The 24,500-nt window shown below is 33.6% G+C and carries 23 protein-coding genes; 14 read left to right on the forward strand and 9 right to left on the reverse strand.

The genetic code is table 11. The features are described 5' to 3' along the window. Nucleotides 1-48 precede the first annotated feature (48 nt). From PK35_RS01730 to PK35_RS01760, 7 genes are read left to right on the forward strand one after another with little or no spacing between them, the layout of a single operon-like run. Nucleotides 49-1,089 carry a glycosyltransferase gene (locus PK35_RS01730; RefSeq protein ID WP_044624920.1) on the forward strand — a complete coding sequence of 347 codons (1,041 nt, stop codon included), beginning with the start codon at nucleotides 49-51 and terminating at the stop codon, nucleotides 1,087-1,089. Next, the gene (locus PK35_RS01735; protein WP_044624921.1) at nucleotides 1,089-1,952 is read left to right on the forward strand and encodes an ABC transporter permease; all 864 of its coding nucleotides are present in this window, start codon (nucleotides 1,089-1,091) and stop codon (nucleotides 1,950-1,952) included. The genes PK35_RS01730 and PK35_RS01735 overlap by 1 nt, the downstream gene beginning before the upstream one ends. 3 nt (nucleotides 1,953-1,955) lie before the next feature. Further along, nucleotides 1,956-3,218: an ABC transporter ATP-binding protein gene (locus PK35_RS01740; protein WP_044624922.1), complete on the forward strand. Its 1,263-nt coding sequence runs from the start codon at nucleotides 1,956-1,958 to the stop codon at nucleotides 3,216-3,218. A gap of 16 nt (nucleotides 3,219-3,234) precedes the next feature. Further along, nucleotides 3,235-4,248 carry a glycosyltransferase family 2 protein gene (locus PK35_RS01745; protein ID WP_044625209.1) on the forward strand — a complete coding sequence of 338 codons (1,014 nt, stop codon included), beginning with the start codon at nucleotides 3,235-3,237 and terminating at the stop codon, nucleotides 4,246-4,248. 7 nt (nucleotides 4,249-4,255) lie between these two features. Continuing rightward, on the forward strand, nucleotides 4,256-5,500 hold the full coding sequence (locus PK35_RS01750; RefSeq protein WP_044625210.1) for a glycosyltransferase family 2 protein: 1,245 nt from the start codon (nucleotides 4,256-4,258) through the stop codon (nucleotides 5,498-5,500). Between the two features lie 4 nt (nucleotides 5,501-5,504). Continuing rightward, on the forward strand, nucleotides 5,505-7,148 hold the full coding sequence (locus PK35_RS01755; protein ID WP_044624923.1) for a glycosyltransferase: 1,644 nt from the start codon (nucleotides 5,505-5,507) through the stop codon (nucleotides 7,146-7,148). A 12-nt stretch (nucleotides 7,149-7,160) separates the two neighbouring features. After that, a complete protein-coding gene (locus tag PK35_RS01760) occupies nucleotides 7,161-8,165 on the forward strand; it encodes a polysaccharide deacetylase family protein (RefSeq protein WP_044624924.1) in 1,005 nt (334 codons plus the stop codon). A 66-nt stretch (nucleotides 8,166-8,231) separates the two neighbouring features. Here PK35_RS01760 and PK35_RS01765 read toward each other — a convergent pair whose 3' ends face one another. The 5 genes from PK35_RS01765 to dnaK form a co-directional block, all read right to left on the reverse strand. After that, the gene (locus PK35_RS01765; RefSeq protein WP_044624925.1) at nucleotides 8,232-9,014 is read right to left on the reverse strand and encodes an SDR family oxidoreductase; all 783 of its coding nucleotides are present in this window, start codon (nucleotides 9,012-9,014) and stop codon (nucleotides 8,232-8,234) included. 231 nt (nucleotides 9,015-9,245) lie between these two features. Next, nucleotides 9,246-10,469 carry a class I SAM-dependent rRNA methyltransferase gene (locus PK35_RS01770; protein WP_044624926.1) on the reverse strand — a complete coding sequence of 408 codons (1,224 nt, stop codon included), beginning with the start codon at nucleotides 10,467-10,469 and terminating at the stop codon, nucleotides 9,246-9,248. A gap of 100 nt (nucleotides 10,470-10,569) precedes the next feature. Further along, nucleotides 10,570-11,478 carry an alpha/beta hydrolase family protein gene (locus tag PK35_RS01775; RefSeq protein WP_131474384.1) on the reverse strand — a complete coding sequence of 303 codons (909 nt, stop codon included), beginning with the start codon at nucleotides 11,476-11,478 and terminating at the stop codon, nucleotides 10,570-10,572. A gap of 16 nt (nucleotides 11,479-11,494) precedes the next feature. Then, complete coding sequence (locus PK35_RS01780) at nucleotides 11,495-12,016, reverse strand: lipocalin family protein (protein WP_131474385.1); 522 nt, start codon at nucleotides 12,014-12,016, stop codon at nucleotides 11,495-11,497. A gap of 199 nt (nucleotides 12,017-12,215) precedes the next feature. Continuing rightward, nucleotides 12,216-14,126 carry a molecular chaperone DnaK gene (gene dnaK / locus PK35_RS01785; RefSeq protein WP_044624928.1) on the reverse strand — a complete coding sequence of 637 codons (1,911 nt, stop codon included), beginning with the start codon at nucleotides 14,124-14,126 and terminating at the stop codon, nucleotides 12,216-12,218. A gap of 300 nt (nucleotides 14,127-14,426) precedes the next feature. Here dnaK and PK35_RS01790 point away from each other — a divergent pair, with 300 nt between their 5' ends. Both PK35_RS01790 and PK35_RS17020 read left to right on the forward strand, forming a co-directional pair. Then, nucleotides 14,427-15,848, forward strand: a complete 1,422-nt coding sequence (locus PK35_RS01790) for an L-serine ammonia-lyase (protein WP_044624929.1) — start codon at nucleotides 14,427-14,429, stop codon at nucleotides 15,846-15,848. 103 nt (nucleotides 15,849-15,951) lie between these two features. Then, on the forward strand, nucleotides 15,952-16,452 hold the full coding sequence (locus PK35_RS17020; RefSeq protein ID WP_052825764.1) for a hypothetical protein: 501 nt from the start codon (nucleotides 15,952-15,954) through the stop codon (nucleotides 16,450-16,452). Nucleotide 16,453: 1 nt separating this feature from the next. Here PK35_RS17020 and PK35_RS01800 read toward each other — a convergent pair whose 3' ends face one another. After that, nucleotides 16,454-16,921, reverse strand: a complete 468-nt coding sequence (locus tag PK35_RS01800) for a nuclear transport factor 2 family protein (RefSeq protein WP_044624930.1) — start codon at nucleotides 16,919-16,921, stop codon at nucleotides 16,454-16,456. 124 nt (nucleotides 16,922-17,045) lie between these two features. On the opposite strand from PK35_RS01800, the gene PK35_RS01805 reads away from it, so the two are divergent. The 4 genes from PK35_RS01805 (at nucleotide 17,046) to PK35_RS01820 (ending at nucleotide 21,309) form a co-directional block, all read left to right on the forward strand. Then, a complete protein-coding gene (locus PK35_RS01805; RefSeq protein WP_044624931.1) occupies nucleotides 17,046-18,392 on the forward strand; it encodes a rhamnogalacturonidase in 1,347 nt (448 codons plus the stop codon). A gap of 11 nt (nucleotides 18,393-18,403) precedes the next feature. Beyond that, nucleotides 18,404-19,693 (forward strand): acetylxylan esterase, encoded by a 1,290-nt coding sequence (locus tag PK35_RS01810; protein WP_044624932.1) that lies wholly within the window; start codon nucleotides 18,404-18,406, stop codon nucleotides 19,691-19,693. A gap of 78 nt (nucleotides 19,694-19,771) precedes the next feature. Further along, entirely contained in the window at nucleotides 19,772-20,590 is an 819-nt protein-coding gene (gene panB / locus PK35_RS01815) for a 3-methyl-2-oxobutanoate hydroxymethyltransferase (RefSeq protein ID WP_044624933.1), read from the forward strand. A gap of 17 nt (nucleotides 20,591-20,607) precedes the next feature. Further along, entirely contained in the window at nucleotides 20,608-21,309 is a 702-nt protein-coding gene (locus tag PK35_RS01820; RefSeq protein WP_044624934.1) for an RluA family pseudouridine synthase, read from the forward strand. 193 nt (nucleotides 21,310-21,502) lie between these two features. Here PK35_RS01820 and PK35_RS01825 read toward each other — a convergent pair whose 3' ends face one another. Then, nucleotides 21,503-22,369 carry a sensor histidine kinase gene (locus PK35_RS01825; RefSeq protein WP_238320852.1) on the reverse strand — a complete coding sequence of 289 codons (867 nt, stop codon included), beginning with the start codon at nucleotides 22,367-22,369 and terminating at the stop codon, nucleotides 21,503-21,505. Nucleotides 22,370-22,698: 329 nt separating this feature from the next. Here PK35_RS01825 and PK35_RS17570 point away from each other — a divergent pair, with 329 nt between their 5' ends. Then, nucleotides 22,699-22,914: a hypothetical protein gene (locus tag PK35_RS17570; RefSeq protein ID WP_157841049.1), complete on the forward strand. Its 216-nt coding sequence runs from the start codon at nucleotides 22,699-22,701 to the stop codon at nucleotides 22,912-22,914. A gap of 84 nt (nucleotides 22,915-22,998) precedes the next feature. Here the strand turns inward: PK35_RS17570 and PK35_RS01835 are convergent, their stop codons facing one another. Together PK35_RS01835 and PK35_RS01840 are read right to left on the reverse strand one after the other, a co-directional pair. After that, nucleotides 22,999-23,706: a hypothetical protein gene (locus tag PK35_RS01835; protein ID WP_044624936.1), complete on the reverse strand. Its 708-nt coding sequence runs from the start codon at nucleotides 23,704-23,706 to the stop codon at nucleotides 22,999-23,001. Nucleotides 23,707-23,936: 230 nt separating this feature from the next. Next, nucleotides 23,937-24,500, reverse strand: coding sequence for a hypothetical protein (locus PK35_RS01840; protein ID WP_238320853.1), 564 nt, complete (start codon nucleotides 24,498-24,500; stop codon nucleotides 23,937-23,939).

Here is a 24,500-nt window from a genome sequence, read left to right on the forward strand (position 1 = left end):
TAAACTATAAAGCAAAAAAATTATTAGAAAAATATAGTACAACCTCAAATGGTTAAAAGAATTCCTGAAAGTCCTCCACATATTTTACCTTATCTGGGGGAAGAACAAATAATCTGGTCTGTAATGATTCCGGTTTATAATTGCTTTAAATTTATAGAAGAAACAATCACAAGTGTACTAGATCAAGATCTTGGTGAAAATATCATGCAAATTGAAGTAATAGATGATTATAGTACAGACGGAAAAGTTGAAGAACTTGTTAAACAATTAGGAAACGGCAGAGTACAATATTTTCGTCAAAAACAAAATGTAGGTAGCTTAAGAAATTTTGAAACTTGTATTAATCGCTCCAAAGGTAAGTATGTTCATATTTTACATGGAGACGACAAATTAGAACCTGGCTTTTATAACGAAATTGATTTTTTATTTAAGAACTACCCAAATGCAGGTGCAGCCTTTACTAATTTTCACTTAATAAATGGTAATAGTAAAATTGCAGAATCGAAAGATGAATTTATACTTGATGCTCCTGGAATAATACCTAATTTTTTAGAAAAAATAGCATCTAAACAATTATTGCAACCACCTGCTATTGTAGTTAAGCGTAGTACCTACGAAAATTTAGGGGGCTTTTTTGCTGTTCATTTTGGAGAAGATTGGGAAATGTGGACACGAATAAGCGCACATTATCCTGTTGCCTATTCGCCAAAAAAATTAGCTAATTACAGAGTTGGTCATGGCGATGGTATTAGTTATAATAGTTTTCAAAGTGGCCAAAATTTTAAAGACCTCCTTACGGTTATAAATATTATACAAAATTATTTACCCGATAATAAGAGACAACACATAAAAGATGCTGCGTTAAAATATAATGCAAACTATTGCATAAAAATTGCAAATAGCTTAATATTAAAAAACACAAAAGTTGCAAAAACTCAAATAAAAGGTGCTTGGAGTATGAGTAAAGATTTTTACACCATGTATCGTATTGTTAGGTTTTATGTTATGTATTTTTCTAGATTTAAACAAATAGAAAGCTTTATTTTTCCTGAAAGTAAAAGTTTCAAAAAGTTTTTTTTTAAGCGCTAATGAAAGATAGAATATTACAAAAAAATTCCGATTGGGATTGGGAAATTAAACCAGAAACTTCGTGGTGGCAGCTAAACTTTCGCGAAATATTTTCATATAAAGACCTTATTAAACAACTCGTTCGTAAGGAATTTTTAGGGCAATATCAACAAACTCTTTTAGGTCCCTTTTGGGCATTAGTGCAACCTTTACTATCTGTTATTGTATATGTATTTGTTTTTAATAGAGTAATTGGTGTTCCTACAAGTAACATCCCTCCTTTTCTATTCAATTTAGCAGGCTTGACTTTATGGAACTTATTTTCCGAAATATTTTTACAAACTTCTAGATCTTTTGCTCAAAATGCCGATATTTTTTCTAAAGTATACTTTCCAAGAATAATAGTACCTATATCTGCACTTTGGCTTCAATTATCTCTATTCTGTATACAATTATTTTTTTTAATTTTAGTTTGTAGCTACTATTATATTACAGGAGGCATTACCTTTAATGTAGCAAATTTTATTTTATTCATTCCTGTAATAATTATAACAGCTGGCATTGGTTTTGGTGGCGGGTTAATATTTTCGGTACTAACCTCAAAATATCGCGATTTATTATCACTAATTCAACTTGTTATTCGACTACTTATGTTTGCTTCACCAGTATTTTACTCCTTAAGTTTAGTACCACCAAATGCTAAATGGATTGTTAAAATAAATCCATTATCATCCTTATTCGAATATTTTAGATTTGCACTTTTAGGGATTGGAAACTTAGAGCTTTCTTTATTGGTATATAGTATTGTTTTTATGCTAATTTTATTACTATTAAGTATTATGCTATTTAATAAAATCAGTGATAGTTTAATTGATGTTTTATAATTTATGACGGAAGCGGTAATACAAGTCGAAAATATTTCAAAATTATACCATCTTGGTAAAATTGGATCGGGATCGTTAAAACGCGACATGCAATTATGGTGGGAACAACATATTTTAAAACATGACAACCCTAACAATTACATACAAAATGGTGTTAAAGTTGATAATAATGAAGCTATTTGGGCTTTAAAAAACATTAATTTTGAAATAAAACAAGGTGAAACCTTAGGTATTGTTGGCCATAACGGAGCTGGTAAATCTACCCTATTAAAAATTTTGTCACGTATAGTAAAACCCACAGAAGGCATTGTTCGAGGTAAAGGACGCATTAGTAGTTTACTTGAGGTTGGTACAGGATTTCATGCCGATTTAACAGGAAGAGAAAATATATTTATAAGCGGACATATTCTTGGAATGAAAAAAGCTGAGATTCAAAATAAGTTTGATGAAATAGTGGCTTTTTCTGGGGTTGAAGCTTTTATTGACACACCTGTAAAAAGATATTCTTCGGGGATGTACGTACGACTTGCCTTTGCTGTTGCTGCGCACCTAGAACCCGATATTCTTATAGTTGATGAAGTTCTTGCCGTTGGTGATGCCGATTTTCAAAAAAAATGTTTGGGTAAAATGAACGAAGCTTCTTCCAAAAGTGGAAGAACTGTAATTTTTGTTAGCCATAATTTACAAGCTATAAATAATCTTTGCGCAAGTACCATTTGGCTGGAAAAAGGAAATTTAAAGGCTTTTGGAAATACTAAAACGGTTATTAACAGTTACCTATCAACCGTTCATCAAAAAAGTTGGAAAAAAGAGTTTAAAATTAATGAGGCGCCAGGAAATGATTTTATAAAAGTATTTTACGTAGAGCTTATTCCTAAACTGGTTCCAGGAAGTTCGGTTATTGATATACGTACACCACTTACAGTAAAATTTAAGTTTTATAACCAAAGTGATAATATACCACTATCTGCCGACCTTCTTTTATTTACATTATCTGGTGACTGTATTTTTGATATCCCCTCTAAACAAACCATATTTAACAAAGGTGTTATTGAAGGTGAATGTAAGATACCTGGTAATTTTTTAAATGACGGATCTTATACGTTTACGCTTCACTTTTCAAAAAATACATCTTCCGAATTATTTTCATATAAAGATTGCTTAATGTTCGACATCGCAGATTATCGTAAAAACACTAATTGGTATGATAAATGGTGGGGCTATGTTCGTCCTGATTTTCCTTTAGAGTTGAAAACCGTTGAATAAATTCACCATTAAAGTTATGGAAAGGATACCTAAATCACCACCAAAAATTGCATCAATTAAAGACAATTTACACCGACCCTTATGGTCTGTTATGATACCTACATACAATTGTTCTCAATATTTACCTGAAACAATTAATAGTGTTTTGCAACAAGATTTGGGGAAAGATAATATGCAAATTGAAGTAATTGACGATTACAGTACTGATGAAGATATTGAAAAGTTAGTAAAGACAATTGGTAATGGACGTATAAACTTTTACAGACAAAAAACAAATGTTGGTAGTTTAAGAAATTTTGAAACATGTATAAATCGAGCAAGAGGTAAGTATATACATATTTTGCATGGCGACGACCGCGTAAAAAAAGGATATTACCATACCATTACTCAACTTTTTGAAAAATACCCAAATGCCGGAGCCGCATATACAGCTTGGGACTATATAACCAGTGATGGCAAGTTCTCTCATGAATCAAGAATTGAAGCCAATGAAACCTGTATATTAGATAATTGGCTATATAAACTTGCAGAACATCCTAGATTGCAATATGCTGCTATCACGGTAAAACGTGAAGTTTACGAAAAATTAGGTAGCTTTTATATAGCTCATTATGGCGAAGATTGGGAAATGTGGGCTAGAATAGCAAAACATTACCCAACTGCCTACACTCCAAAATTTTTAGCCGAGTATCGTGAACATGAAAATTCAATTACTTGGCAAAGCTACAAAAATGGTCAAAACATTAGAGACCTAGCCAAAGTAACATCGGTAATAGTTAGTTATTTACCAAAAAAAGACCAACCCAGTATGCTAAGAACTTCTCGAAGAATATACATACATTGGATTTTAGGTGTTATCCATAATATGTGGGTTTTAGAAAGAAGTAATACAGGTATTATTTACAACCAAATAAAAACTATAATACCTATTTACCTAGATAGGTTTGTTATTACAAAATCTGCTCGAATATTACTTTCTATTTGGACTTGGCCCATTCGAAAATATTTTGTTAAAACTAGCCATTCGTAATAAAAAAATGACTAAAACTAAACCATATCAAATTATTCATATTAAACTTAATAAAGATCATGACTTAAGTTTAGTAATTAAACCCAACCAAAAATATTACCTCGTTTTTTGGTGGAAAACTATTCCTCTTGGTAATTTATACATTAACGAAAATGGTGTTGAAGACTTAGAAAGAACGATTTTAAAGGTAATAATACCTACTTTAACATACTACGGACTAAAAAAAACTGGCAATATTGAAGGTTTATTATCCAGTAAAAGAGAGCACTTTTTTAAACAAATAAATTCTATTCTCACTCCTTTTATAAACAAAAAAATTCCTAAAAAAGTTGATGTTTCGGTTGTTATTTGTACTAGAAACAGAAGCGAAAGCCTAAAAAAATGTTTAAATAAATTACAAAATCAAACGTGCCAACCATCGGAAGTTTTAGTTATAGACAACGCTCCTTTTGATAATACTACAGAAAAAGTAGTAAAACAATTTAGTAATGTTAACTATTATATAGAGCCAACACCAGGCCTTTCTTTTGCTAGAAACTTAGGCGTAAAGCAAGCAAAAAATGCTATTATTGCTTTTACAGATGATGATGTTGAAGTAGATAAATTATGGATATTCAATATTTGGGATACATTTAAAAATAATAATATTGATGCACTAACAGGATTAATTATTGCGTCTTCACTAGAAACTGAAAGCCAGCAAATATTTGAGAAATATTGGGGTTTTAATAAAGGGTACCAAGATATTTATTTTGACAAAAAATATTTAACAAACTCAACAGAAGTCCCGCGAATATGGGAACTTGGAGCTGGTGCAAACATGGCATTCCGTAAAGATATTATTTGTAAGCTTAATTATTTTGATGAACGTTTAGGAGCTGGAGCGTCAGGATGTAGTGAAGATTCTGAATTATGGTTTAGAATGCTTCTGGAAAACTCTAAAATTCAATATAACCCACGAATAATTGTATTTCACGAACATAGAAGCCAAATAACTCAATTAAAAAAACAACTGTTTAGTTACATGAAAGGCCATGTTGTTGCTGCATTAATACACCATAGTCAAAATAAAACTCTAGGATATAAAAAGTATATATTTAATCTTCCAAAATATTATTTACTTTTATTTAGACTAGGATTTCCTAATTATAGATTTAGATATAAAACCTTATGGGCCGAATTTACTGGATATTTTTCGGGAATTAAATTTTATATTTTAAACAAAAATAAGCCAGCGATAACCAAAAAATAAATACATGGATCAAGCAGCTTTAAAAGAATCACCTTTAGTTTCAGTAGTAATTCCGTGTTATAATCATGCGCAATATCTTCCTAAAGCCATAAATAGCGTATTAAATCAATCGTATTCTGAACATGAAATAATAGTTATTGATGATGGGTCTTCAGACAATACAAAAGATGTTTGTTTAAAATTTCCTGAAGTAATATATATACATCAAAAAAACGCAGGTCTTTCAGCAGCTAGAAATACAGGAATTAAACACGCTAAAGGAGAATACCTAGTTTTTTTAGATGCTGATGATTGGCTTGTTCCTGATGGGATAAAACTAAATTTATCCTTCATCGTAAAAAATTCTAAAATTGCCTTTGTTTCAGGAGGACATAAAATTTATTACGAACCAGATGATAAATCTTGGCTAATTCAAAAAAAACCGAATAACAATACGTATTTGGAATTATTAAAAGGGAATTTTATTGGAATGCATGCTACCGTCATGTACAGTCAATGGGTTTTTAAAAAGTTAAAATTCGATACAACTATAAAATACTGTGAAGATTACGATTTGTATTTAAAAATTGCCAAATCATTTCCTGTTTTGCATCATACAAATATTATCGCAGTCTATAGAATACACGATAATAATATGTCGTCTAACTATCACAAAATGCTTCGCTATGCCCTTTTAATTTTATCTAAACAAAAAAAACTAAAGCTGTCAGAAAATGAAAAATCGGCTCTAAAATATGGTCAAGATTTTTGGAAATCGTACTATTCAAAAAAAACTTACAACCATCTTATCCATCAATTATACGAAACTAACAATACATTAAATATTCAAGAAATTAAAAGTTTAAAACGTCATAATTCCAAACTTTACAAAGCCTTTAAATTAGAAAAAAAAGAATACCAAAAAACTTTAAAGAACAATTATCGAACTAAAAAAATAAAAGCACCAACTTTTATGCAATTATTACGAACTATTAAAAACAAACTAAAGTATAAAAAGTCAAATTCAATTAAAGTCAACTTAGGCGATTTTAACCGAACCACGCCTTTTAGTACTCAATTTGGATACGACAGAGGTGGGCCTATCGACAGGTATTATATTGAGAGCTTTTTAAGCGAAAATGCCAATAAAATAAAAAACAATGTTTTAGAAATTGGAGATAATACGTACTCCTTAAGGTTTGGAGGAAGTAATATAAAAAAAAGCGACATTTTACACATAGATGATAAAAATGAAAAAGCTACCTATATAGGAGATTTAAGTGATGCCCCTCACGTACCATCAAATAATTTTGATTGTGTTATACTTACTCAAACACTTCACCTCATTTACAATTACAAAGCCGCAATTGAAACTTGTTACAGAATTTTAAAACCCGGTGGTGCACTTTTACTAACCGTTCCTGGTATAAGTCACATTGCCCAAGATCAATGGGGAGAATATTGGCTATGGTCTTTTACTAAGGCATCTATTACAAAAATCTTACAGGAATATTTCCCAGAAAAAAATATTACAACAAATACCTACGGAAATGTACTTGTTTCAAGTGCTTTTCTATACGGACTGGGGCTACCAGAATTAAATCAAGAACAATTAGATTATAACGACCCACACTTTCAATTAATTATAAGTGCCTCTGCAATTAAATAAATCATCAATAATATGCTTAATTTAATAAAAAAACATTTTGTTAAAGCAGAACCAAAGGCACTCGTATTGATGTATCATAGAGTTTGCAACATTAAAACAGACCCTTGGGAATTAGCTGTAAGTCCAAAAAATTTCGAGAGTCAAATTAATGAGCTCAAAAAGCACTATACAATTTTACCCATTAGTGCTCTATTTAAACAATTTGATAATTTAAAAATTAAAAATCGATCCGTTTATATTACTTTCGATGATACTTATCAAGATAATTTCACCCTCGCAAAACCTATTTTGGAAAAACATCAATGTCCTGCAACATTTTTCGTACCAAATTATTTTACAGGAAAACAACAAATGTTTTGGTGGGATGAACTAGAAAACATTTTTTTACATACTAACATTCTCCCCAAAACTCTTACCTTAACGATTAAAGATAATACAATTGAATTTAAGACTGAAGTTGAAGTTCTCACTGATACTCTACAAAGGAAACAACAAGATTGGACTTGGCATACCGCCCCACCAACTCGAAGATGCGAGCTTTACCTCGAAATTTGGAGCCTATTAAAACCGTGTTCCTTAATTGAAATAAATAAAATAATGAATAGTATTAAAATCTGGGCTAAATATGAGCAAACGAATTTAGAAGATAATTTTGCAATGAAAACGGAACAACTTTCAGAATTAATTAATAATAAATTATTCTCTCTAGGTTTCCATACTGAAACGCATCTATCATTACACGCACATGAAAAACCTGTTCAGTTAAAAGAGATAATGAATAACAAGGCGTTTTTTACGCAAAACAATTTAAAAAATGTAAACGCTATTGCCTTTCCTTATGGAGATTACAACAACGATACAATATCAAGCATAAAAGAATTAAAAATAGAGCTAGGTTTTACTACAAAAGCAGAATGTATTACTAAAAAATCGAACCCATTTATTTTGGGAAGAATTCAAGTCCCTAATTGTTCTGGGGCTGATTTGATTGAAAAGTTAACGGAAATTTTAAACTAACTTGATAACCCAAAAAAGCCTTTAACATAAAACATTAAAGGCTCTTTTACACACAACACTCAATGGTTATGCATTTCCATACATATTCGATTCACCACCATCAATGGCAATAGTTTGCCCACTTACATAACCATTTTCTTCACTTAACAAAAACGACACCAACAAACCAACATGTTTAGGATCGCCTAATGCTCTTGTTGGGTTGCGTTTTGCATATTCTGCTTCGGCTGCCTTTGGGTCTTCAGGGTTTACTTGTTTAAAAGCCTCTGCCACCATTGGCGTTAAAATTGCTCCGGGTGCAATGGCATTAGTCAAAATACCATCTTTACCATACTCAACTGCGGCTTGTTTACTCATACCTGAAACGGCGTGTTTACTTGCCACATAAGGCGTTTGGTTTATAACCCCACGAATACCTCCCACAGACGCTACATTTACAATACGCCCATATTTTTGTTTTTGCATTATAGGAATAACGTAACGTAAACCGTAATACACCCCCATTAAATTAATATCGATAACTTTTTCGAAGACTTTTAAATCGTAATCAATTAATGGCGCTTGCTTCCCTTCTATTCCGGCGTTGTTGTAAAGTCCGTCGATTTTACCAAAAGTCTCAACTGTTTTATTAATGTAATTCTTAACATCCTCTTCGTTGGAAACATCTGCTTTTACTCTAATAATTTCGATTTCAGGGTACTCTGATTTTAATTTTTCAGCTTCCTTGATTAATTGTTCTTCGTTGTAATCTACTAATGATAAATTAGCGCCTTTTTCGGCCAAAACTTTTGCTGTGGCAAGCCCTAACCCCATGGCTGCTCCTGTAATTATAATTGCTTTATCTTTCATGATTTTTTTATGTTTTTTGGTTTAGATAAAGTTACCTAGAACATAAAAGAATCGTCGTTAAGAGCCTATTAAACTTAACTTAAAAAACAGGTGATTTCATCGGGATTTTAACCCTAATTTAGTAGAAGTTTTAACGAACATTTGGCTATTAAATCCTATTATTCTTGTACTCCTAACATAGCTTACTAAGCTAAACAGATGCTTTGTAGAATTTGCTGAAGAATATTCGTATTAAAACTGATAAGACCCACATTTTAAATAAGCGCCTTCTGGAAAGCCAACAGGATGATCGGTATCGTGAAACGTTTTTAAAATAAGTTGATACGGACGCTTAACTGCATTTAAAACCGAAGCGTTAATTTCAAAGAACACATCGGCGGTAACTCGAGACGAACACGAGGCTAAAACTAAAAGTCCGTTTTTAGCCGTTAGCTTCTCGCCCAATGCTGCCAATTGCGCGTATTTTTTTTGTGCCAAAGCAATTTCTGAAGCTTGTTTTGCAAAACTTGGCGGATCGATAACAACCACATCAAAAGTTATGTTCTTTTTTATGAGTGTATTTAACGCATTAAAAGCATCGCCTGCTATGGTTTTATGTTTGCCTTTGTACGCATTTAATTTTCCGTTCTCAACTGCAATTTCTAAGGCTTGCTTACTAATATCTAAACTGGTCACTTCTTTTGCACCATTTGCCAAAGCATGAACCGAAAATCCGCCCGCATAACTAAATACATCTAAAACGGTTTTACCTGTGCTCCACTCGCCGACTTGTTTTCTATTGGCGCGATGATCTAAAAAATAGCCTGTTTTATGACCTTTAATAACATTTGCCGAAAAGTTAACGCCATGTTCTACAAATGCAACTACCTCATCTTCTAAAGTGCCATAAATAACTTCGCCATCGGTGAATTGATACGCTTTAGAATTTTGCAAGTTTCGGCTTAATCGCAATACAACGGTTTCGGCTTGAGAAGTTTGTTGTAAATCATGAAGAATTGACTCTAAATACGGCAACCAAATCTCGGAATATAGTTTCACCACTAAAACAGACGCATAAACATCGGCTATTAAACCAGGAAAACCATCATTTTCACCAAAAATTAAACGATAACTATTGGTGTTAGTTTGCAATAAACTATGGCGTTTAGCAAAAGCCTTTTGAATTTTACTCTTGAAAAAAGCGGCATTTATTTCAACCTTTTCCATGCCACTATGCAGCATTTTTATTCGAATGGGCGAATTGGCATCGTATAACCCCAAACCAACAACCTTATTCTTGCTTTTACTAAAAATTATGGCCAAATCGCCTGTGTTGGCATCGTCGTTAATTTTTGTAATGCTATTTGAAAACACCCAAGGATGCCCCTTTAAAACAAATTGTTCGCCTTTAGCATTCAGCTTTACAGCCAATCGTTTTGGCTTTTGTGATGATTTTATTTTGGGTGAAAATGGCATTGAAATACATTGAGGTTGCGAAAGTACAAAAGATATTAAAAGGAGACTTGGTTAGATATGGTGTATTTCATTCATATTATTCCGAATTAATTACAACCAATTAATCCTTTAACATCCAAGAAACTAATTCTTCAGGATTAACAATAGACCATGAATGCGGATGGCGCTCGCCATTAGCGCGATATCCTTTATTCTGAGTTTCAATTAATTCTACATCTGTTTCTTCAAATGCAGACTTAAGGACAATACTGAGCTGTTTTAAATAATACGCGTTTAAATCCTCATAATCGTTTTGTCGCTGTTCTTTCCACCAAGCCATATCGGGTTCGGTATAAAAGCGCAATTTTGTATTTTTAAGCGCGGAAAGATTTGCTATATTTTTTGTTTGAAAGGTAAAAGGTGAAAACTTTTCGTAAACTGCTAAACTATCGTTTGGACTTCCAAATTTAGCGTCAAACATTTGTTTTATAAACTGCGATTCTTGAACTGAAACCTCAGCCACCTTTTGTTTTAAATTCTTTTCTGCTGTTTTGTACAAAGCCAATAAATCTAAAGGCGAATCAACAACAAAAATAGCATCCGGTTGTATATTTCTATCATATTTTTTAAGATGATTCCCAATTAGCAACGCCATATTTCCGCCACTCGAAAATCCTCCGAAATAAATATTTTTAGTAACTAAATTATTTGTTTTAATGATACTTTGAAGCATCGAAGCGATATCTTCTTTTTCTTCTTCAGACAGAAATAGCTTTCTGTTAACATTAAGCGCCAAGACAGAAAAACCATTTTTTGCAGCTACGTCTGCTATTTTAAATTCTGCAAGTGTGTTTTCTGCATCACAAGGAAAACAAGGAAACAACACCAAAAGTCCTTTTTCGTTTGATGATTTCACCAATTGAAAATCATCAGATTTAATTATTTCGCTAACCTTTATAACCGCTTTTTCATCAACACTTTTTTTACAAGAAAAGGCAACAAGAAACAGCATTAATATGAAGCATCTCATATTCAAAATGTACATTTTACTGTTTTATAAAACTTGCCTCTAAATCAAATTCCGATGTATATGTAATCCCATCCTCGGTGATGTCTTCGGTTTCATGTCCCGTTAAAATTAAACGAGTACTTGTTAATTCCTTTATGGTTAAAATTGTAGTTTCTCCATTTTCAACAATAGTAATGGTATTACCTTGTTTAGACCAGGTTCCGTTTCCTAAAAACTCCTGATTGTCTATGCGCTCTGTCATGGTTTGAAATAAGTATGTCACCGAAATTTCAAGTCCGAAAGAGCCTTCAGTGGTATAATTATCAGGGTTTTCAGAAAAAGACAATGTAAAATCAACATCATAACCTTGGCCTTCTATTGGAGCCGTAATGGTTTCGCCTAAAATATCGAAAGTGGCCGTTCCTGTATTTGTAATGTCTTGAGCAACCCAAGTCCCAATTAGTGCATTGGTATCTTGCTCGGTATTATTCTCAGAATCGCTAGAACACGACCATAACATGAGAGAACAGGTTATAAATAAGAAAACAGCTTTTTTCATGGTTTTAAAACGGATTGATTAACTACGCTAAACTATACTTTTTTCTGGTTTTTAAGAAATTAGAGCAAAAAAAAACACAATCCTGTAAATGGATTGCGTTTTTATTTTTAAGCTTAAAGCTTGTTTTTTATAAATTCTGAAACGAGTTCGGAATAAGCGATTCACACGCTTTTTGCTAAGGCAAAAAGCGGTTCACTGCTTACTTTACTTCCTCGAAGTCTACATCTTCAACATCGCTACCTTCGTTAGCGCTACCGCCAGCATTTGCATCTGGACCAGGTTGTGCACCACCAGCTTGTTGAGCTTCAGCTTGAGCTTTGTACATTTCTTCACTTGCAACTTTCCAAGCTTCATTCATTTTGTCTAAAGCAGGTGTAATTACAGCAATATCTTTAGTTTCGTAAGCCTTCTTCAGCTCTTCTAAAGCTTCCTGAATTGGTTGTTTTTTATCATCAGATAATTTATCACCAAATTCTTCTAATTGCTTTTCAGTTTGGAAAATCATAGAATCAGCCTCATTAAGCTTTTGTGCTGTTTCAGCAGCAGCTTTATCCGCTTCAGCGTTAGCTTCAGCATCAGCTTTCATTTTCTCGATTTCTTCCTCAGTTAAACCAGAAGACGCTTCAATTCTAATATCTTGTTTTTTACCAGTCGCTTTATCTTCCGCAGATACTTTAATAATACCGTTGGCATCAATATCGAACGTTACTTCAATTTGTGGTGTACCACGACGTGCTGGCGGAATACCATCTAAGTGAAAACGTCCAATAGTTTTGTTATCGGCAGCCATGGCGCGTTCACCTTGTAATACGTGAATCTCTACAGAAGGTTGATTATCTGCTGCTGTTGAGAATACTTGCGATTTTTTGGTAGGAATGGTTGTATTTGCCTCGATTAACTTAGTAAATACGTTACCCATAGTTTCAATACCTAAAGATAAAGGTGTTACATCTAAAAGTAATACGTCTTTTACATCTCCAGTTAATACACCACCTTGTATACCAGCACCTAAAGACACCACCTCATCTGGGTTAACACCTTTACTTGGCGCTTTACCAAAGAATTTCTCTACAGCTGCTTGTACAGCAGGAATACGTGTAGAACCACCTACTAAAATCACCTCATCAATATCAGATTTCGATAAACCAGCTGCTTTAAGTGCAGACTCACATGGCTCGATAGTACGTTTTACTAAATCGTCAATTAATTGCTCAAATTTACTGCGTGTTAACGTGCGTACTAAGTGCTTTGGTCCGCTAGCTGTAGCAGTAATATATGGTAAGTTAATCTCTGTTTGTGCAGACGATGATAACTCTATTTTTGCTTTTTCAGCCGCTTCTTTTAAACGTTGTAAAGACATTGGGTCTTTACGTAAGTCCATATTTTCTTCAGCTTGAAACTCATCAGCTAACCAGTTAATGATTTTTTCATCAACATCATCACCACCTAAGTGTGTATCACCATCGGTAGATAATACTTCAAAAACGCCATCACCTAATTCTAAGATAGAAACGTCGTGTGTACCACCACCAAAATCGAATACTACAATTTTTTGATCCGATCCTTTTTTATCTAAACCATAAGCTAACGCCGCTGCAGTAGGCTCGTTAATAATACGCTCTACTTTTAAACCAGCAATTTCACCAGCTTCTTTAGTAGCCTGACGTTGGCTATCGTTAAAGTAAGCAGGCACTGTAATTACCGCTCTACTTACGTCTTGTCCTAAATAATCTTCGGCCGTTTTTTTCATTTTTTGAAGAATCATTGCCGATAATTCTTGTGGTGTATATAAACGACCATCAATATCTACGCGCGGTGTATCGTTATCACCTTTTACTACTTTATAAGGTACGCGTTCTGCTTCATTTTTAGACTCCGAGTATTTGTTACCCATAAAACGTTTAATAGAATAAACCGTTTTTGTAGGGTTAGTTACCGCTTGTCTTTTTGCAGGGTCACCAACTTTAATTTCACCACCTTCAACAAAAGCGATTACAGATGGTGTTGTTCTTTTTCCTTCTGCATTAGGTATTACAACAGGCTCGTTACCTTCCATTACCGAAACGCAAGAGTTTGTTGTTCCTAAATCAATTCCAATAATTTTACTCATAATGTTTATTTGTGTTTTATAGATTTCCGACTTAACGGAAAGTTTGCGTTCTTTTTAAATTCGGTTTGTATAAGTCAATCATTATGCCAACCAAAAAATACTGACACAGTGTCATATTCCATCATTAAAACCTGTAATTTGGGCGCTACCACAAGGGTCGGGCTATACGCTACAAGTCCGCGCTGCGCTGTGGGCTTTCCGCTCCTATCCCTAGCGCAACCTACAATTAACAATAAGTTTATTGCAAGCCTGTAAAATCCGTCTATATTTGTTCACAAACAATAACGCTTTTGGTATTTTATGGAATGTATTTCTGTTTTCGACATGCTTAAAATTGGCATAGGCCCTTCAAGTTCGCACACTTTAGGCCCATGGCGCGCTGCCGAACGCTGGATAAACAAACTAAAAGCGAGTAACAAATTCAATCAAGTCGATAAAATTACGGTAAACCTCTACGGTTCCTTATCACTTACCGGAAAAGGACACGCCACCGATTATGCCGTAATGCTTGGTTTAAGTGGCGAAGACCCCGTTACTATTGCGCCCGAAGACATTCATACCATTGTAAATACCATAAAAGAAACCAAAACCATAAATTTTGGTGGCGACAAACAACTCGCATTTCACCCAGAAACCGATATTGTTTTTAACAAAGCCTTTTTACCTTTTCATGCCAATGGCATGGGATTTACAGCGCATTTTGGTGATAAAAAACAAACCAAAAAATACTACTCAATTGGCGGTGGTTTTGTGGTAAAGAAAAAACGTAAAAACGCTAAAAAAAATGCCGAGATAAAATGTAGCTTTCCTTACGCAACTAATAACGGTACAGATTTGCTAGCATTTTGTAAATCGCTTAACAAATCGGTTTCGCAAGTGGTTTTAGAAAACGAAAAATCACTTCGACCAGAAACAGAGATTGATACCGAACTGCAACGCATCTGGGAGGTTATGCTAGAATGTATGTACACAGGTTGCCACACCGAAGGCACGCTACCCGGCGGCTTAAACGTAAGGCGTCGAGCTTTCGATATGCACCAAAAACTTATAGGAAACAAAACCTACAACACCCCAACCGAATGGATTTTTGCCATCCGCGATACCGAGGTTAAATTCCGTCAAATTATAAAATGGGTAAGCTGTTTTGCATTAGCGGTTAACGAAGTTAATGCGTCGCTTGGTCGTGTGGTTACAGCGCCAACTAATGGTAGCGCAGGTGTAATTCCCGCGGTTTTAATGTATTATTTGGTTATCGAGAATCACGATGGTAATTTCGAGGATATTAAAAAATTCCTTTTAGTGGCTGGCGAAATTGGTAGCATCTTTAAAAAAGGTGCGACAATTAGTGCCGCTATGGGTGGTTGTCAAGCCGAAATTGGCGTATCCTCTGCCATGGCTGCAGGTGCCTTATGCGAACTTTTAGGTGGCTCACCAGAGCAAGTTTTAATTGCTGCCGAAATTGCCATGGAACACCATTTAGGTTTAACCTGCGACCCTATTGGTGGTTTGGTACAAATACCATGTATAGAACGCAATGCTATGGGTGCCATAAAAGCTATAAATGCTGCCGAATTAGCTCTAGACACCTCTCCTGAGAATATTAAAGTGCCACTCGACAAAGTCGTTTCAACCATGTGGGAAACCGCAAAAGACATGAATACAAAATATAAAGAAACCAGCGAAGGTGGTTTGGCGGTTGGAGTTAATCTTACCGATTGTTAAAGTTTTTTAGATATCATTCTAAAATTATCAATTTTACCATATCTATTTTTTAAAATTAACGCAACCTTTTTGCTATTTCTACATCTTTCAGAAAAAATAACCAATGAAAAAAACACTAATCTTTTTAGTTTTATTATGCTCACTTTCTTGTAGTAATGAAGAAATGAAAGATTATAATGAAAGCTTAAGAAATTGGAATAGCTTAAAAGAAGATAATGGAAATTCCTATAAATATACTACAAGCTGGGGTTCATGGGCTGGATTTGGAGGTAAAACTACTATGACAATTCAAGATAATCAAGTAATTTCAAGGTTTTATGAGTCTTTTAAAATTGATGGTGCAACTGGAGAATTAACAATTATTGAAACCTTTGAAGAAACTCTTGAAACCCTAAATTCAAATAATGCAGGTTCTCCACCATTAACCATCGATGAATTATATGATTCTTGTTTGGAAAACTATTTAAAAGTAAATAAAAACAAGAATACTATTTATTTTGAAACTAATGATTTTGGTTTAATATCAACTTGTGGATTTGTGCCCGATAATTGTGTAGATGATTGTTTTACTGGTTTTAGAATAGATTCATTTGAATGGCTTTAAATTAAGGTTGATTGCAACCTTCCTTTCGCCTCGTGTCAATCAAATAGATTATTTTCCATTGTTCATCATCTTTAAACAGTTGAAATGAGTTTACACCACAATGGCTAAAAACATCATTAAACCAAAATTCGTAGGGCGTCCAAACATGAGCCATAAGGCCATCTATTTGAATATTAAAACTTAATAAGCGTTCGTCCCATTTTTGAGTTTCGGGCCTTTCGGCAATGGCTTTTATTAGTTTTTCAGGCTCCTCAGTTACCAAAATAGCTTCACCTTTCTTATTTTTATAGGCCGTTTGCAAAACTATTCTGTCGGCTAAAACTTGCTTTATTAAAGTTGTATCTCCTTTATGAAAGCCTTCAAAAAATATTTCAATGGCAGCTTTTACCGCTTTCTTTTCAATAGTTAATTCTTGTGCTTCAGTTAAAACTGAAAATAAAATAACGAGTACAGAGGCTAAAGTCTTCATATTAAAAAATAAAATCTTTCTACTAAATTATAATTACTCAACAATTTAAACAAAAGTTTAACACTGTACTTTAATTTATTACCTTTACAATCGACTATTTTTAAATAAACTTTAATCAATACTAATGAAACATTTCTGCTTCATCATGCTAGCCTTTCTAGCATTTTCCTGCAAACAAGAAACCAAAACAACAACAGAAACTTTAGCAACAAACATCGATCTTTTTCCTGATGGCACAGAAATTCCAGAATGGTTTAAAGATTATTCTAAAATTAACCCAAAAGATTTAGGCAAGTTTTATAGCGTAATCGATTACGGTGCTAAAAACGATAGTACTCTATTACAAACTAAAGCCATACAAAACACTATTGATGAGGCTTACCGTAATGGTGGTGGCGTTGTGGTTATCCCTAAAGGAACCTTTTTAAGTGGTGCTTTATTTTTTAAACCTAACACACATTTACATGTTGAAGAAGGTGGCGTTTTAAAAGGATCGGATAATATTGAGGATTACCCAATTAGGCCTTCGCGTATTGAAGGACAAAGTATTGAGTACTTCCCGGCGCTTGTTAATGCTTATGGTATTGATGGATTTACCATTACAGGTCACGGAATTATTGATGGTAATGGCTTAAACTATTGGAAAGCCTTTTGGCAACGTCGTGAGGAAAACCCTAAATGTACCAATTTAGAGGTATCCAGACCACGTTTGGTATTCATCTGGAAATGTAATAATGTTCAAGTACAAGATGTTAAATTACGTAATTCGGGCTTTTGGTCTAGCCACTATTACCAATGTAACTACGTTAAAATATTAGATTTACGCATTACCTCGCCACACAAACCTATAAAAGCACCAAGTACCGATGCGATTGACTTAGACGTTTGTTCTAACGTCTTGGTAAAAGGTTGTTATATGGCGGTTAACGACGATGCTATTGCCTTAAAAGGTGGTAAAGGGCCTTGGGCTGAAAAAGATGCGAGTAATGGCGAAAACACCAACATTATTATTGAAGATTGCGAATTCGGATTTTGCCACGGTGCGTTAACCAATGGTAGTGAATCTATCCACAACAAAAATATTATCATGCGTCGTTGTAAAGTCGATTCAGCCGTACGTTTATTATGGCTAAAAATGCGACCAGATACAGCGCAAAAATACGAATACATTACCGTTGAAGATATTACAGGGCAAGTACGTAGCTTTATTTACATTAAGCCATGGACTCAGTTTTTCGATTTAAAAGGTCGTGAAGATGTGCCACTATCCTATTCTGATAACATTACCATGAGAAACATTGATGTGGAATGTGATATTTTCTACGATATGAAAATTACTGAATATGACAAACTTTCAAATTTCACTTTTGAAAATATTGACATTGAAACTAAAAATGCTGAATACGATAAATCGATTATTGAAGGCGTTGCATTTAACAATGTAAAAGTTAACGGAAAAATCATTGAATAAAATATAAGCAAATGAAAATCCGCGCTTTAATTTTAACTATCCTGTTTCTTACAGGTTACAATTTAAAAGCCCAAAACTCACCTGCACCAATTAAATTGGTGCAGTTTGTTTTAACACCAAATCATAACGATTGGAATTATAAACTAAACGAAAATGCTGTTATAAAAATTCAGGTATTAAAGCATTTTGTCCCTTTATCTAACATTGAAGTTAGTTATCAATATGGTAACGAATTAATGCCACCTGATAAAGAAGGATCCGTGTCATTAAAAAACGGACAAGCATCGATAAACATTGGTAATTTAAAAGCCCCTGGATTTCGCCAATTAAAAGTAAAAGTTACCGTTGATGGCTATACATATCGGGATCAAGTAAAAGTGGGCTACAATCCGTTTGATATTGAGCCGACTTTAAAATTACCAAACGATTTTGTGTCCTTTTGGGAAAAGGCCATAGAAGCTAATAAAGCCATCCCCATGGAACCTGTGGTAACATACAAACCCGAACTTTCTACACCAACCGTTGATGTATTTTTAGTACGCTTACAAAATTTCAAAAAAAACAAACACCTTTATGGCTATTTAAGCAAACCGAAAGATGACAAAAAACATCCCGTTTTGTTTCATCCACCTGGTGCTGGTGTTAAAAAAATTGATCCAGTTTATGCTTTTGCAGAAGAGGGATTCATCAGTTTTACTACTGAAATCCATGGCATAACTCCTGAAATTTCAAAAACCGATTACAAAGATATTAGCAGAGCCATTGGTAATTACTGGAAAATCGATTTAAACGATAAAGATGCTTATTATTACAAAAGTGTTTACGTGGGCTGTACGCGAGCCATCGATTTTTTAACCAGTTTACCCGAATTTGATGGCAAAAATGTGGTGGTTACAGGCGGTAGTCAAGGTGGTGCTTTAACTATTATTACGGCTGGTTTAGATAAACGTGTTACGGCTTTAGCTTCATTTTATCCCGCTTTAAGCGATAATTCAGGATACTTAAAAAATAGAGCTGGCGGATGGCCACATATGTTTAGCTATCCTGAGTATTCATCAAAAGAAAACATTGAAACCATGCGTTATTACGATGTGGTAAATTTTGCTAAACAAATTACTGCTCCTGGTTTTTATTCCACAGGTTACAATGATAACACCTGCTCGCCAACCAGCGTACTTTCAGCTTTTAATAGTGTTCACGCTCCAAAAGAAATTGTTATCACTCCTATTTCAGGACATTGGCGATTTGGAGAAACCAACGATACAGCCATCAATTGGCTTAAAGAAACCTCCGGTTTATAAGCAAAATTTAAGCCTTTGTTAATTTTTTATTTCAGCAATTAAGTATTTAGTACTTTTGCACTCTAAAACAAACTAAATATGTCTACAGCAAAAAAAGAATACAAACGTATTACCGTAAAAACATTGGTTGATATGAAAGCCAATGGTCAAAAAATATCAATGCTTACTGCCTACGATTATACCATGGCAAAAATTGTTGATGGCGCTGGTATCGATGTTATTCTTGTGGGCGATTCTGCGAGTAACGTTATGGCAGGGCACGAAACCACATTACCTATTACTTTAGATCAAATGATTTACCACGCCTCGTCTGTTGTGCGTGCCGTAAACCGAAGTTTAGTAGTTGTAGATTTACCTTTTGGAAGCTACCAAAGTGATCCTAAAGAAGCACTTCGTTCGTCCATTAGAATTATGAAAGAAAGTGGCGGACACGCCGTAAAACTTGAAGGTGGCAAGGAAATAAAAGAATCGATTAAGCGTATTTTACATGCTGGAATTCCTGTAATGGGGCATTTAGGATTAACACCGCAATCGATTTATAAATTCGGAACTTATACCGTGCGCGCTAAAGAAGAAGCTGAAGCTGAAAAACTTCTTGAAGATGCTAAAATGCTTGAGCGCATTGGTTGTTTTGCCATTGTTTTAGAAAAAATCCCTGCCGAATTAGCTAAAAAAGTAGCCGAAAGCGTTAGTATTCCTATTATTGGTATTGGCGCCGGACCAGATGTTGATGGTCAAGTTTTGGTGGTTCATGATATGCTTGGGATGACACACGAATTTAATCCTCGTTTTTTACGTCGCTATTTAAACCTATTTGATGACATGACTGAAGCTATCGCACAATACGTTGATGATGTAAAAACTCAGGATTTCCCTAACGATAGTGAGAAATACTAGGTTGAAAACTACAATTTGTGGCAAAAAAAACACTTTCTAACAAAAATAACCTAAACGTTCTTTACGAAGACAATCACCTGATTGTGGTTAATAAACGTGCTGGTGATATTGTTCAGGGCGATAAAACTGGTGACAAACCGTTAAGCGAGGTTGTTAAAGAATATATTGCCGAAAAATATAATAAACCTGGTAATGTTTATCTAGGCGTGGTACATCGGTTAGACCGTCCCACAACGGGCATTGTTGTGTTTGCAAGAACAAGTAAAGCCTTGCCAAGACTTAATAAATTATTCGCCGAAAAAGACGCAAAAAAAACCTATTGGGCTGTGGTTAAAAATGAACCACCAAAACCTAAAGATACGCTCATACATTGGCTAAAGAAAAACCCAAAGAATAACAAATCGTACCCGCATACCAAGGAAGTTAAAGATAGTAAAAAGGCTATTTTACATTACGAGGTTATAAAAAAACTAAACTCGTATTATCTACTCGAAATTAATTTAGAAACCGGTCGTCACCATCAAATCAGAACGCAATTAGCATCAATAGGTTGCCCAATAAAAGGCGACTTAAAATATGGATTTGATAGAAGTAATAAGGATGCTAGTATTCACCTGCATGCGCGCTATTTAACCTTTGAACATCCTGTAAAAAAAGAACCTTTGAATATTGAAGCGCCTTTACCTCTTGATGCGGTTTGGGAGGCTTGTTTGTTTTAAAAAGATTGCCACGTCGTGCCCCCTCGCAATGAGATTAACATTGCATAAAACAGAATCAGATATTGAAAACCAAACGTCAATCTTAACCGTCATTGCGAACGTAGTAAAGCTATCTTTTAAATTCTAGTTCTCTTTGAAAGATTGCCGCGTCGTGCCTCCTCGCAATGACAGAAACTTTTACAACACGTATATTTTATAATACCACAAACGGATAATCAATCACCATTTGAACACCTTCATTAGGTTGTGAAGTAAGATCTAATTTGGCATTTACAAGGTTGGCTCTACTTTTCATGTTTAGGAGTCCTGCGCCTTTTTTAATGGTACTCATGTCGAAGCCTTTTCCGTCGTCTTCAGCAGTAATAATGAGGCGTTCTGGTTTATAATCTAAGTTGACTTTTAAATTTTCGGCTTCAGAATATTTTACCGAATTGGATAAAAACTCCTGCAAAATCCTGAAAATTATTATTTCGTGTTTTCGGTTTTCAAACTCTATTTTGTCACCAACTACTTTTAATTCCGCGGAAGCGAACTTCATCTTTTTTAATCGCTTCAACTCGTTGTTTATAGATTTCTCGAAACCAATATTTAGTACCACTTCGTTGTTTAAGGTTCTTGAGAGTTGTCTGACTTCATGTAAACTTTGACTAAGAGCTTCAGTCGTATCTTTAAACTTATCTTTTACCTCATCTTGAACTTGCATTTTAAGTATACTTAACTGCATGCTAGCAAAGGATAATAATTGCCCTACGTTATCGTGTAACTCCCAACCAATATTTTTTAAGGTTTGCTCTTGGGTTTCGGTTTGGGCTTGCGCTATTTCTTGCTCGAAAGCCTGTTGCTGCTTAATTTTATCGAGCAATAATTTATTTTTTCGCTTTTGAAAAACTATAAAAAATACTATAACTAACGAGGTAATAATAACCAAAACGGCTATCATGTAAATGAGTAAATAACGTTCGGAAGCGGTACTCGCTAAACGCTCTGTGGTTTGCACCATAATAGAATACATGTAAAAGTTATATACATAAATAAGTTGGCAAACATTAAAATTTGCCATTTTAAAAAAACGTAATCCCAATCGGCAGTCGTGTTGTAGCGATCAAAAACACTAATTGGCGTTACAACAAGCCACCAAAGAAAAATTGTAATACTAATATAAAAATTTATTGATTTATAGAAGTAAAATATCTGATTACTGGATAATTTCTCGGTAAAATAAAAAATACAACTTAATAAAATGAGTAAAGCGCCAAAATTATCTATTAACGGGAGTTCCCCCTTAAAATAGGCATCTGTATTAAACATAATTAAACTCACACTAAAAATTACAAATGCAAATCCCAATATTTTTAATAGTTTACGTAAAGTTTTACGCTTTAAAATTTTATGAAAATAAAAAAGATAGAAACTAACGGCTCCTATGCCCCACATGAGTGTAAACCACCAAGAATTTCGAGCAAACTTGGTACCTTTAAAAAAACTGAAAATTCCATTATTTTCAACATAGCTCGCGTAGCCACCTACGAAATCTACCAAAAAACTGTAAAGCAAAAAGAAAATAAAATATTTAATTGTTGTGTGCTTGTATTTTCTATAAAGTAATACTCCTGTTAAAGCTGCTAAGGCTTCTATTGAATAGATAACCAAGCTGTAATACTTTAATAAAAACTCGTGCATGTTCTAAAACTAATGTTTTTTTAGTTCGTTTTTACAAAAAATTAAAGCAAATGTAAAGGTTAGATACATACTTAGGTTTGCAAACAAATAAATTTGCCACTTTAGAAAAACAAAATTCCAATCTTCTTGAGAATTATAAATATCGTAAAATACCAAAGGTGTAATTATTAGCCACCAAATAAATATAGCGGCACTTACGTAAAAATTTATCGATTTATAAAAACTTAAAACAGTATTGCTGTGTAATACTTCGAAAAAATAAAAGATGGTACATAAAAATACAATCACTGCTCCAAATATGCTTATTACAGGAAAAGAACGTTTAAAAAAGGCCGTAAAATTAAAACCAATATAGCCTAAAGAAAACAGTAAGAATGCTATTGCGGTATATTTTAAAATAAGCTTAAAACGACTATTGTTTAGGTTTTTGTGATAATAAAACGCCAAAAATAAAATAGCTCCAATTTTCCAATATATGGTGTACCACCAGTAATTCCACTCCAAAACAGTACCTTTTAAAAACGGAATGTAGCCGTAATAAACTAAATAAGCGTAGCCTCCAAAAATATCGCCTAACGCAACGCCCACCAAAAACCAAATAAAGTATTTAGCATTACTCAACTTATAATGTTTGTATAAAACTAAACCTGTAACGGCCGCTAAAACCTCAGCGAAATGCGTGATAAATGTAAAGTACTTTAATAAAAAGGCTTCCAATAAAACTAAAGGCTATTAATGATTAGGGTAAAATTGTAAATATATAAAAGCTAAAATAAAGTGTAGATGTTTTATTATTGCTATAAACTAACCTATTATTTATTCTGGATTACAATATATTAAAGCAAACGTAAAGGTTAAATACATACAAATATTAGCAAATATATAAACTTGCCATTTTAAAAGAATAAAACTCAAGTCCAAATTAAAATGGTAGTAATCAAAGAAAATTAAAGGTGTAATAACCAACCACCATATAAAAATTGAGACACTGATGTAAAAATTAATAGACTTAAAACAGATAAGACTGAATTACTTTGTACAACCTCATAGAAATAAAACATAGCGCAAATTATGATGATGATAGCTCCAATAATTGAAATTGAAATAAACGATTTTACAAAATACTCATCAAAATTTAATAAAATACAGCCAAAAGCATAAATTAAAAAAACAATATTAACATATTTTAAAACGGCTCTTAACCGCTCTATTTTTAAAACTTTACGGTAATAAAAAATGAAGAAAGCAATAGCTCCAATTTTCCAAAAAAGTGTACACCACCAATAATTCCAGGCGAAAATGGTACCATGTAAAAAATGTAAAAACCCATCACGTATAAAACGCACGTAATTGCTTAAAGTATCACAGATTGTTAAATACACTAAAAACCATATAAAATACTTGGTGGCTGCATGCTTGTATTTTTTATATAAAATTAAACCCGTAATTACTGCTAAAAACTCAACGGCAAAGGTTACATAACTGTAATATTTCAATAGAAAATCTTCCAA

Origin of the sequence: Neotamlana nanhaiensis (assembly GCF_000943555.1) — a bacterium.
Taxonomy (GTDB): domain Bacteria; phylum Bacteroidota; class Bacteroidia; order Flavobacteriales; family Flavobacteriaceae; genus Neotamlana; species Neotamlana nanhaiensis.